Source organism: Streptococcus moroccensis (assembly GCF_030812835.1).
Classification (GTDB): Bacteria; Bacillota; Bacilli; order Lactobacillales; family Streptococcaceae; genus Streptococcus; species Streptococcus moroccensis.
Genome location: NZ_JAUSTM010000011.1, coordinates 36,385 through 47,490 on the forward strand (window position 1 = coordinate 36,385; position 11,106 = coordinate 47,490).

At 43.8% G+C, this 11,106-nt stretch carries 13 protein-coding genes; 9 read left to right on the plus strand and 4 right to left on the minus strand.

All coding sequences use genetic code 11. The annotated features are described in order from the left end of the window. Window positions 1-88: 88 nt before the first annotated feature. Window positions 89-1,525, plus strand: a complete 1,437-nt coding sequence (locus J2S23_RS06455; RefSeq protein ID WP_307121935.1) for a 6-phospho-beta-glucosidase — start codon at window positions 89-91, stop codon at window positions 1,523-1,525. 124 nt (window positions 1,526-1,649) lie between these two features. Then, window positions 1,650-2,297: a YczE/YyaS/YitT family protein gene (locus J2S23_RS06460; RefSeq protein WP_307121936.1), complete on the plus strand. Its 648-nt coding sequence runs from the start codon at window positions 1,650-1,652 to the stop codon at window positions 2,295-2,297. 78 nt (window positions 2,298-2,375) lie between these two features. Here the strand turns inward: J2S23_RS06460 and J2S23_RS06465 are convergent, their stop codons facing one another. Together J2S23_RS06465 and J2S23_RS06470 are read right to left on the minus strand one after the other, a co-directional pair. Beyond that, complete coding sequence (locus J2S23_RS06465) at window positions 2,376-2,594, minus strand: CsbD family protein (RefSeq protein ID WP_307121937.1); 219 nt, start codon at window positions 2,592-2,594, stop codon at window positions 2,376-2,378. Between the two features lie 31 nt (window positions 2,595-2,625). After that, on the minus strand, window positions 2,626-2,862 hold the full coding sequence (locus J2S23_RS06470) for a GlsB/YeaQ/YmgE family stress response membrane protein (RefSeq protein ID WP_307121938.1): 237 nt from the start codon (window positions 2,860-2,862) through the stop codon (window positions 2,626-2,628). 254 nt (window positions 2,863-3,116) lie between these two features. Here J2S23_RS06470 and J2S23_RS06475 point away from each other — a divergent pair, with 254 nt between their 5' ends. The 5 genes from J2S23_RS06475 (at window position 3,117) to J2S23_RS06495 (ending at window position 6,122) form a co-directional block, all read left to right on the plus strand. Beyond that, entirely contained in the window at window positions 3,117-3,680 is a 564-nt protein-coding gene (locus tag J2S23_RS06475) for an LOG family protein (protein ID WP_307121939.1), read from the plus strand. 145 nt (window positions 3,681-3,825) lie between these two features. Further along, window positions 3,826-4,116 (plus strand): 30S ribosomal protein S6, encoded by a 291-nt coding sequence (gene rpsF, locus J2S23_RS06480; protein WP_018373684.1) that lies wholly within the window; start codon window positions 3,826-3,828, stop codon window positions 4,114-4,116. An 11-nt stretch (window positions 4,117-4,127) separates the two neighbouring features. Further along, window positions 4,128-4,646, plus strand: coding sequence for a single-stranded DNA-binding protein (locus J2S23_RS06485; RefSeq protein WP_307121940.1), 519 nt, complete (start codon window positions 4,128-4,130; stop codon window positions 4,644-4,646). Between the two features lie 68 nt (window positions 4,647-4,714). Further along, window positions 4,715-4,954: a 30S ribosomal protein S18 gene (rpsR, locus tag J2S23_RS06490; RefSeq protein ID WP_000068664.1), complete on the plus strand. Its 240-nt coding sequence runs from the start codon at window positions 4,715-4,717 to the stop codon at window positions 4,952-4,954. A 178-nt stretch (window positions 4,955-5,132) separates the two neighbouring features. Beyond that, window positions 5,133-6,122, plus strand: a complete 990-nt coding sequence (locus J2S23_RS06495) for an aromatic acid exporter family protein (RefSeq protein WP_307121941.1) — start codon at window positions 5,133-5,135, stop codon at window positions 6,120-6,122. A gap of 31 nt (window positions 6,123-6,153) precedes the next feature. On the opposite strand, the gene J2S23_RS06500 is transcribed toward J2S23_RS06495, so the two are convergent. After that, entirely contained in the window at window positions 6,154-6,819 is a 666-nt protein-coding gene (locus J2S23_RS06500) for a DUF1129 domain-containing protein (protein WP_307121963.1), read from the minus strand. A 99-nt stretch (window positions 6,820-6,918) separates the two neighbouring features. Then, window positions 6,919-7,866 (minus strand): magnesium transporter CorA family protein, encoded by a 948-nt coding sequence (locus tag J2S23_RS06505; RefSeq protein ID WP_307121942.1) that lies wholly within the window; start codon window positions 7,864-7,866, stop codon window positions 6,919-6,921. Between the two features lie 282 nt (window positions 7,867-8,148). Here J2S23_RS06505 and J2S23_RS06510 point away from each other — a divergent pair, with 282 nt between their 5' ends. Together J2S23_RS06510 and J2S23_RS06515 are read left to right on the plus strand one after the other, a co-directional pair. Further along, window positions 8,149-9,339, plus strand: coding sequence for a quaternary amine ABC transporter ATP-binding protein (locus J2S23_RS06510; protein WP_307121943.1), 1,191 nt, complete (start codon window positions 8,149-8,151; stop codon window positions 9,337-9,339). A gap of 39 nt (window positions 9,340-9,378) precedes the next feature. Continuing rightward, complete coding sequence (locus tag J2S23_RS06515; RefSeq protein ID WP_307121964.1) at window positions 9,379-11,091, plus strand: ABC transporter permease/substrate binding protein; 1,713 nt, start codon at window positions 9,379-9,381, stop codon at window positions 11,089-11,091. Window positions 11,092-11,106: the final 15 nt, after the last annotated feature.

An 11,106-nucleotide genomic window follows, 5' to 3' on the forward strand; every position in this document is an offset into this window, starting at 1 on the left:
TAGTATCAGTTTTTCGTAGAAAAAGACAAGAAAAGGTTTGCAGAAAACAGTAAAATAGAATTAACTTATTAAAAGTGAGGTAAACAAAATGACAAAATTGACTTTTCCAGAAGGTTTCCTTTGGGGTGGTGCGACCGCTGCCAACCAATGTGAGGGAGCTTACGATGCGGATGGCCGTGGTTTAGCAAACGTTGACGTGGCACCAATCGGTCCAGACCGTGTGGATGTGATTCTTGGAAAACGTAAAATGTTTGATTTTGAAGAAGGTTACCACTACCCAGCTAAGGTGGGGATTGACATGTACAACCGTTTCAAAGAAGACATTGCGCTCTTTGGCGAAATGGGCTTCAAAACTTACCGTCTGTCCATCGCTTGGAGCCGTATCTTCCCTAAAGGAGATGAGCTTGAGCCAAATGAAAAGGGCCTTCAATTCTACGAAGACCTCTTCAAAGAATGCCACAAGTACGGCATTGAGCCTCTTGTAACCATCACTCACTTTGACTGCCCAATGCACTTGATCGAGGAATATGGCGGTTGGCGTAACCGCAAGATGCTGGAATTTTATGAGCGTCTTTGCCGTACCCTCTTTACCCGTTACAAAGGCTTGGTTAAGTACTGGTTGACTTTCAACGAGATTAACATGATTCTCCATGCCCCATTTATGGGAGCGGGCCTCTACTTTGAAGAGGGCGAAAATGTCGAACAAGTGAAATATCAGGCGGCTCACCATGAGCTTGTAGCGTCAGCGATTGCGACTAAGATTGCCCACGAAATCGACCCTGAAAACAAGGTCGGCTGTATGCTGGCAGCTGGTCAATACTATCCTAACACGCCACATCCGCGCGATGTTTGGGAGTCTATCAACCTTGACCGCGAAGGCTACTTCTTTGTAGACGTTCAAGCGCGTGGCGAATATCCTAACTACGCTAAGAAAGAATGGGAACGCAAAGGCATTGAAATCGCCATGGATGATGGCGACCTTGACGTTTTGAAGGAACATACGGTTGACTTCATTTCCTTCTCTTACTATTCAAGCCGTGTGGCATCTGGTGACCCAGAGGTAAATGATAAGACAGCTGGCAACATCTTTGCTTCTCTTAAGAACCCATATTTGGATGCTTCTGAGTGGGGCTGGCAGATTGACCCACTTGGGCTACGTATCACGCTTAACGTGATCTGGGACCGTTATCAAAAACCCCTCTTTATCGTGGAAAATGGTCTAGGTGCCATCGACACACCTGATGAGAATGGTTATGTGGAAGATGACTACCGTATCAACTACCTGGCTGAGCACGTGAAAACGATGCGCGATGCCATCAATGAAGATGGTGTGGAACTTTGGGGTTACACGACTTGGGGCTGTATCGACCTTGTTTCAGCTGGAACAGGTGAAATGAAAAAACGTTACGGCTTCATCTATGTTGACCTTGATAACGAAGGTAACGGAACATTGAAACGCTCTAAGAAGAAGTCCTTCGATTGGTACAAAGAAGTCATTGCAACAAACGGTGCTTCTGTTAACTAATTTGGCTCCAACTCACTCGGTACTCCTTAGCCGAGTGAGTTTTTTGAGCTAAGAGGTTGAGCAGGGCTATCAAGCATGGTAAACTATAACAGAAGGCACAGAAAGGGTTGAGACAAGTTAAGACATGAAAAAACCGCATATCACTATAGGAACCTTAGGTGTATACTTGCTAGGGACAGTTGTTCTAGCCTTAGGGATCTGTTTAAACGCCAAAAGTAATCTCGGAGTTTCCCCTGTCACCAGCGTTATTTTTGCAATTGCAGCTGTGACTGGCACATCATTTGCCCTTACGAATTTTCTTTACCTCTGTTTCTTAATGGTTGTCCAATTTCTTTTGATAGGAAAAGAGTTTCGACCGAGAGATTTCAGTCAAATTTTAGCAAGTTTTCTGGGTAGTGTTTTTATTGATCTCTTTGATACCCATCTGCTAACACCTGAGTCTCTCAGCCTACGGATTGCTTATTTAGCATGTGGCATTTGTCTGGTAGGTGTGGGAGCTTCTGTGACTGTTGGGATGAATGTCGTGCCAAACCCAGCTGATGCATTGGCCCATGTCATCGGCCGTGTAACGGGAAAAGGATTTGGGATAGGAAAAAATATGCTAGACATGATTTCTATTACAGTAGCTAGCCTCATTGGACTTATTTTCGCTGGAAGGTTAGTCGGTGTAGGTGTTGGTACCATTTTGGGTATGGTTTTTACAGGGCGTATTATTTCCCTCAGTCATCCAACCACAGAAAAACTGTACCAGCGACTGATCAAGGCATCTTAGTGGGAGCAGATGCTAACAAAAGAACCAAACGGACTATAAAAAGCAAGCTAGAATTTTCTAGCTTGCTTTTGTTCATTATTAATGAGACTTGTTGTCGTTTTGATCTAAGGCATCCTTGATGGCAGTTGTCGCTCCTTTGGCTGCATCTTGGACATCAACGACAGCTTCCTTCGCTTTGGCGATTGTCTTTTCAATAACGCCTTCAGCTTGGACTTCTTTATCGCCTGTGACCTTACCAATAACTTCTTTGGCTGAACCTTTTAATTGGTCCAACTTTGCATCGATTTTTTCAGACATAAAAATGCCTCCTTTTTTTAAAATGCTGACCTTATTTTTTCTCCAAGAAGAAAGAAACAACAGCAATGACAATAATCGCTCCACAGATAGATGGTATAAGTGCCATACCAGCTAGACTAGGACCCCAATGGCCGAGCAATGCTTGACCTACAGAAGATCCAATAAGACCAGCGATAATATTAGCGATACAGCCCATCTTTTCACCGCGGTTGGTAATAGCACCAGCTACGGCACCAATCAAGGCACCAATAATAAGAGACCAAATCATAGTACGCCTCCTGAAATAAAACTCAAGGCTTCAGTTGAGCCTCTGTACTGATAGTATAGCACAATTGTTTGAAAATGTCTATGAAAGCGTTGAAAATCTAGCTTCTCTGTGAGGCAATAGATAAAGAAAAAGATAATTTTCCGACTAACAGCTGTTAGCATTCAAATCGGTTAGCTCGCTTTTGAAAAAAGAGGGCGTCTATGGTAAACTGTGTTCATTAATAAGATTAAGGATGCATTGCAAAGGAGAAAAATGTGAAAGTAGCAGTCTATTGTGGAGCAGCAACCGGTCATAATCCTATTTATGCGGAGGCTGCTAAGGAATTAGCCAGCTGGCTAGTCCACAAGAACTTAGACGTTATCTATGGTGGTGGTAGTGTTGGTTTAATGGGGGTTTTGGCGGACACTATCTTGGAGCAAGGTGGCAAGATTATTGGTGTTATGCCTGATTTTTTGATTGAACGCGAAATTGCGCATGACCAGTTAACGGAGCTGATCAGTGCTCCAAACATGGCAGAGCGCAAGCAAATCATGATTGATCGGAGCAATGTTTGTATTGCACTACCAGGTGGACCTGGAACACTAGAAGAGATTGCTGAAGCCATTTCTTGGGCGCGCATTGGCCAGTCAGATAATGTCTGTGTTTTTTACAATGTTAACCATTACTATGATGCTCTAAGAGACTTCTATCAAAAGATGCGAGACGAAGGCTTTTTGAGTGAGAAGGATTTTGCACGTATTGCGTTTGTTGATCATCTGGATGCTATTGAACCCTTTGTTAACTCTCTCCCACCCCAGGAGATTCGAACATACAAGTAAAGGGAGGCGGAAACGGCATCCCTAAAAAAATGGCTAAATATTTTGCTATTCTCATAGAAATCTGTTATAATGTTTATTTGTGAGACAACCTCACTTACTCACAGGGAGGCCTGTGGGTCATTAGTCCAAAAGGAGGAACATATCAATGGCTAAATACGAAATTCTTTATATTATTCGTCCAAACATTGAAGAAGAAGCGAAAAACGCTTTGGTCGCACGTTTCGACTCTATCTTGACTGACAATGGTGCTACTATTGTTGAGTCTAAGGCATGGGAAAAACGTCGCCTCGCATACGAAATCAATGATTTCCGCGAAGGTTTGTACCATATCGTTAACGTTGAAGCTACAGATGCAGTCGCTCTTAACGAGTTTGACCGTTTGTCTAAAATCAACGGCGATATTCTTCGTCACATGATCGTCAAACTTGACGCGTAAGCAGGTGTTTTATGATTAATAATGTAGTGCTTGTTGGTCGCATGACCAAAGATGCAGAACTTCGCTATACCCCGTCTAACCAAGCTGTTGCGACTTTTACACTAGCGGTTAACCGCAATTTTAAAAATCAAAACGGTGAACGTGAAGCGGACTTCATCAACGTCGTGATTTGGCGTCAGCAGGCTGAGAACTTGGCTAACTGGGCTAAAAAGGGTGCTTTGATTGGGATTACGGGCCGTATTCAGACCCGTAATTATGAAAACCAACAAGGGCAACGCGTTTATGTGACAGAAGTTGTTGCGGAAAACTTCCAACTCTTGGAAAGTCGCACTGCGCGTGAAGGCCAATCTGGTAGCTATCAAGCCAACAATAGTTTTGGTGGACATGCTTCTGGAGGAGACAACAGCTTTGGCGGTGGTTTCCCATCAGGTAGTTCACAATCAAACGCAACACCAAACTTCGGTCGAGATGAAAGCCCATTTGGAGCTACTAATCCAATGGATATTTCAGACGACGATTTACCTTTCTAAGATTAGAAAATCTGGAACGAATCGAACTCTTCTGAGTTCACCCATTATCATATAAAGGAGAAACTCACATGGCTCAACAACGTCGTGGCGGATTCAAACGCCGTAAAAAAGTTGATTACATCGCAGCTAACAAAATTGAATACGTTGATTACAAAGATACTGAATTGCTTAGCCGTTTCGTATCTGAGCGTGGTAAAATCTTGCCACGTCGCGTAACTGGTACTTCAGCGAAGAACCAACGCAAGGTAACAACAGCAATCAAACGTGCTCGCGTTATGGCCCTTATGCCATTCGTAAACGAAGATTAATTAGATATCCCTTTCCAAGACTTGGAAAGGGATTTTTAGTTGAAAAAACCTTCTTTTTTAGTCATAATAATAATCAATAACTAAAAATTAAATTAGGTGATGCCGATTGAGGTGAAATTCATCAAATCACCTTAGCAAGGTCTAAGGCGGTTGTTCATTTAGAGAAGAGTAAAAGTTTATGTTAGGAAAAACCATGACCGTCCAAGTCTTAAAAATAATCATCGCTACTGGACTAGCGATAGGACTAGCGCAATTGATGGGCCTCGAAAATGGGACTTCTGCCGGAATCATTGCCATGCTAAGTGTTCTTGATACGAGAAAGTCATCCCTCCAGATAGGCTGGCAACGGTTAGTGTCAACGGTTGTAGCCCTGACCTTGGGAGCAGTCAGTTTTGCCCTTTTAGGGTTTCAGCTACCAGCCTTTCTCCTTTATTTATCAGTCTTTGTTTTCTTTGCCTACCGCTTTGAAATGAAGGCCGCAATTGCTCCCTGTTCCGTTTTGGTCACCCACCTGTGGTTGGCTCAAGACCTGAGCCTTTCCTTTCTTTGGAACGAGTTATTACTGATGGTAATAGGAGCTGGTTTGGCCATTGTGCTACATGTCTACATGCCCTCACAACAAAGAGCTATTATGGCAAGTCGCGAGAGCATAGAGGCGCAACTACGAGCCATCCTTTCAGGACTTGCTAATGCTATATATGATTTGGAAGACCATCAACAGGTTGAAACCATCGAAAGCTTAAGGCGAGAAATCAAGGCGGCGAAGCGTTTAGTCTATCGTGAAAGGGAGAACCGCCTCTTTAGTCAGATTGATTATGACTTGCATTATTTAGACATGCGGCATAATCAGGTCAAACTGTTAGCAGTCATGGCCTGGAATTTAAAAAGCTGTCGCTTAGAACTGACAGAAGCCAAGTTATTGGCCAGCTTGTTTGAATTAACTGCAGATCAGCTCAGTGAGCACAACCCAGCAACCTATTTGCTGGCGGATATCGAGGCTATGCTAGAGCAATTCAGAGCCCGTGACCTCCCCCAAACCCGCCAGGAATTTGAAACCAGAGCCATCCTCTTTCAAGTATTGACGGACTTGACGCGATTTATCCAACTGAAGATCGATTTCTACGCCACTTACTCAGAAAATGAACGAGACATTTTAGAAGAAGCATAAAAAGGCCTCCGCATGGAAGCCTTTTTAAGGTTTAATCTTTACTGGTGATGGCGCTCTTGATATTGTAACGCTTTTTGAGCAAGTAGCGAACGCCAAAACCTGCTAGACCAATGAAGACGTTGAACCAGGTTGGCATGATAGGGTTGAGGGGGCTTGGCAATAGGGTACTAAGGCTAAAGACAAAGAAAAGTCCAAACATCACGAGAGCCAATGTTCCCCATGTTTTAAGACCACCTGGACGTTGGTCTTTTGGTTTACGGAGGTGACGGTAAACATAGTAGTACATAGCATACATCATACCACCTGTCGCAATACTGAGAAGGATCAAGCTGGTTAAGCCATAAGCTTGATTATCAGATTGTGTTAGGCTGAGTAAGCCCATCATGATCCCCATAATCCCAAGGATAAAGAGGCTGGCATCCAACCACATGAGCCAAGGATTGTCATTTTCTGCAGGATTGGCAGCTTCGTACTCGGCTTGCGCTGTGAGGCCATCAGCCCATACAGTTGGAGCACCATAGAGTTGACGAGCCGTGAGGCCTTTTTTTTGATTTTCAACAATTGTTGGGAGAATCGATTCCAAAGCTTCTTTTACTTCGGCGTCAGTTTTGCCATTTTTTAACAATTGGTTGGTGGCAATGTGAATATATTCTTGGTTTTTCTTAGTCAGTTGAGTGGTTAACGAGGTATTGTCCATGATCAGTAAATCTCCATAAGTTTTTAGTCTAGTATTAGTCGTCAGAAAGAGTTTAGGAACTTCTGTCAAATGACGACAGATGTTCGATAGCTCCATAGCTTAGAACCATTTTTTGCGAATAAAGTAAATAATCAAGAGGCCACTAACAGAAAAAGCGCCTAAGATTACCCACCAAAAAGCGTGAGGGATATCGTTAAAAGGAAGGGCATCCATCTGGACGAAGTTCATGCCATAGGCTGAAAAAATCATGGTCGGAACCGAGAGGACCATGGTAGCCAAGGCCAAGGTTTTCATGATAGTATTCTGGTTATTTGAGATGATCGATCCAAAGGTATCGGTCATTCCTTTTAAGATGTGACCATAGATATCAGCCATCTCGATGGCCTGTTGGGTCTCGACGAGCGTGTCTTCCAGCAAATCCTCATCCTCCTCATATTTTTTAAGCAAGTAGGAAGAGGCTGTCAGTTTTTTTACGATACGTTCGTTTGTTTTAAGCGAAGCCTTGAAGTAGATGATGGTTTTTTCCAGTTCCATCAGTTCAATTAATTCTTCATTACGCGTAGATTCATGCATCTGGCTCTCGATTTCTTCGCTTTTTCGGTCAATTTGGCGAAGGGCAGAGAGATAGATAGCAGCATTACGGTAAAGAATTTGGAAAACGAAACGGGATTTCATAAAGGTATAGAAGTTCCTGACCCGACGATTGATAAAGAAGTCAAAAAGTGGCAGATCGACCAAGCAAGTCGTAATAATGGCCTCTTCCGTAATGATGATTCCTAGGGGAATGGTGACATAGTAAATTTTACTATTGCGTTCTTCCGAAATAGGAACATCGACAATAATCAATTTGTAGTCATCTTCTACAGAGATACGCGACATCTCCTCGGCATCGAGCGGTGCCCGCAAGTCAGTGATATCGATGTTAAAGCGTTCTGCAATTTCCATCGTTTCACTCTGGGAGGGGTTGATCAAATTGATCCAAGCGCCAGGCGCAAAGGTATCAATCTCTTCTAATTCAGTTACCGAAGACAAAAAAATCTGTTTCATCCTATCGATCCCTCCTTTAGTTGTTTTCATGCTTGATGCACGCCTTCTATTATACACTAAAAAGTGGAATTAAAAAAGTTCAAAAGATGGCAGAATCTCGCAAAATCCATGATTTTTCAAAAAATTTTTATCGCCCTATCTGAACGGAAAGAAAGGGATTACAAATCATTTGATAGAGCTAACCTTCCTTGACAAAAGTGACCGCTTTATTATAAAATAGTGTGGTCGGTTTAAAAGCCGTGGAATTTTTAATGACTGTGACAAGTCAAGAGAAAGGATAACATGGAAAAATTAGAAATTAAGCACCTGACCAAAATTTTTGGAAAGAAACAGAAGCAAGCCTTAAAAATGGTTCAAGAAGGTGCTAGTAAAACAGATATTTTAAAGAAGACCGGTGCAACGGTTGGTGTCTACGATGCTAATTTTAACGTCAAAGAAGGGGAAATCTTCGTGATCATGGGCTTATCTGGTAGTGGTAAGTCGACCTTGATACGTCTTCTTAACCGTTTGATTGAGCCATCGTCAGGCGATATTTATATCAATGGGCAGGATATCGCTAAGATGAATAAGGAAGAGTTACGGGAAGTTCGTCGCCATACCATTAACATGGTGTTCCAGAACTTTGCCCTTTTACCTCATAAAACCATTCTAGAAAACACGGAATTTGGTTTGGAATTGCGAGGTGTGCCTAAGGAAGCACGTCAAAAAGCAGCTGAAAAGGCCTTAGAGAACTCGGATTTGTTGGCCTTTAAGGATCAGTATCCTGGGCAGCTCTCAGGGGGGATGCAACAGCGTGTCGGTTTGGCGCGTGCCTTGGCCAATGACCCTGAAATCCTACTGATGGACGAGGCCTTTTCAGCCCTTGATCCACTGATTCGAAAAGAGATGCAAGATGAACTCTTGGATCTTCAAGAACGCGTCCAAAAAACGATTATCTTCATCACCCATGACCTCAATGAAGCCTTGCGGATTGGGGACCGGATTGCCTTGATGAAGGATGGTCAAATCATGCAGATAGGAACGGGTGAAGAAATCTTGACCAATCCTGCCAATGAATTCGTCCGTGAGTTCGTCGAGGATGTCGACCGTTCCAAGGTCTTAACGGCTCAAAATATCATGATTAAACCCATCACAACCAACTTGGATATTGATGGTCCTAAGGTTGCCCTTCAGCGGATGCGGACAGAATCCGTCAGCATGTTGATGGCAGTCAACCGCAAGCGTCAGTTGCAGGGTGTGGTGACAGCAGATAAGGCCTTAGAAGCAGCCAAAAACCATATCGCTCTGAAGGATGTTTTGGATTCTGATGTGATTACCATTTCACAAGACACTTTAGTGACGGATATTTTACCATTGATTCACGATTCATCGAGTCCTATTGCTGTGGTCGATGACAATGAGCGCCTAAAAGGTGTTATCATCCGTGGTCGTGTACTTGAAGCCCTCGCTAAAGACACTGAAGCAGCTGAATAGAAGGAGGACATTTTGTCAACACTAATCGTTTTATCACAGATGAGCCCCTTACCCGTTGCACCGATGGTAGACCAGGCAACGGAATGGGTCACTAAAACCTTTTCTGGTCTCTTTGGCGTCGTTCAAGATGCCGGTAATGCTGTCATGTCAACCATGACGGACACGCTCTTGTTTTTCCATCCCTTGGTCATGATTGCGGTCTTGACAGGCTTGGCTTATCTTCTCGGTCGGAGAAAGTCTGCGCGTAGTTTTGGTCTAGCAGTGTTTACCTTGATTGGTCTCTTGTTTATTTACAACCAAGGGCTTTGGACAGATTTGATGAACACGCTAAGTTTGGTACTTGTTGCCAGTCTCCTGTCCGTCGTGATTGGTATTCCGCTGGGGATTTGGATGGCTAAAAGCGATCGCGTCCAGCAGGTCATTAACCCGATTCTGGACTTTATGCAGACCATGCCAGCCTTTGTCTACTTAATTCCGGCGGTTGCTTTCTTTGGTATCGGGATGGTGCCAGGAGTCTTTGCCTCCATCATCTTTGCCTTGCCGCCAACGGTTCGTTTTACCAATTTGGGTATTCGGGAGGTACCGCGTGAATTAGTAGAAGCGTCAGAATCCTTCGGTAGTACGGGACCACAAAAGCTCTTTAAAGTTGAATTACCACTGGCTAAGGATACCATTGTAGCGGGTATCAGCCAGACCATCATGCTCGCCTTGTCCATGGTGGTTACCGGTTCGATGATCGGGGCCCCTGGTCTTGGTCGTGGGGTCTTATCGGCCCTTCAGAAAGCTGATATTGGTAATGGATTTGTCAATGGTCTGAGCTTGGTTATCCTGGCTATCATTATCGACCGGATGATGCAACTGGTTAATGTTAAACCACAAGGAAAAGGACTGCCTAGCCTCTGGAAAAAAATCTTAGCGGGCTTAGCTATCGCTTTTCTCCTCTTGCCAAGCTTAGCCTCTCTTTTTGGCGGGAACAAGGACAATCAGGGAGATACGGTTAAACTTGCCTATGTTCAGTGGGACTCTGAGATTGCCTCGACCAATGTCATAGCAGAAGTCCTTCGTCAAGAAGGGTTTACCGTCGAGATGACACCGCTGGATAATGCTGTTGCTTGGAAATCATTAGCAGATGGCAGTATGGATGCGTCTGTCAGTGCTTGGTTACCGGTAACTCACGGAGACTTGGCAAAAGAATATGAAGACCAAATCGATGATTTGGGAGCCAACCTTGAAAATGTTCAATTGGGTCTAGCGGTGCCAACGTATGTTGGTATCGACAGTATCAGTCAGTTAACGACAGAAGCTGGCTCTGCTATTACAGGGATTGAGCCCGGCGCTGGGATCATGAACAGTGCCGAGGAGAGTTTGTCTGTTTATAGCAACCTCTCCAGTTGGACCTTGGAAGCCTCATCGACAGGAGCTATGGTAACGGCTCTAGATAAGGCTATCAAGGCTGAAGAACCAATCGTTATCACTGCTTGGTCACCACATTGGATGTTTGCTAAGTATGACCTCAAATACTTAGAAGATCCGGAAGGTGTCTTCGGTGCTGGGGAAAATATCCATACATTAAGCCGTAAAGGTTTGGCAGAGGACCTTCCAAAAGCTTATCAGATTATTGATCAGTTCTTCTGGGAAAAAGAAGATATGGAAGCAGTCATGCTAGACATTGCAGACGGTATGTCTGAAGAAGAAGCTGCTCAAAAATGGATTTCAGAACATCCTGAAAAAGTAGCTGAATGGACCAAATAGGACTTCAAATCTCGT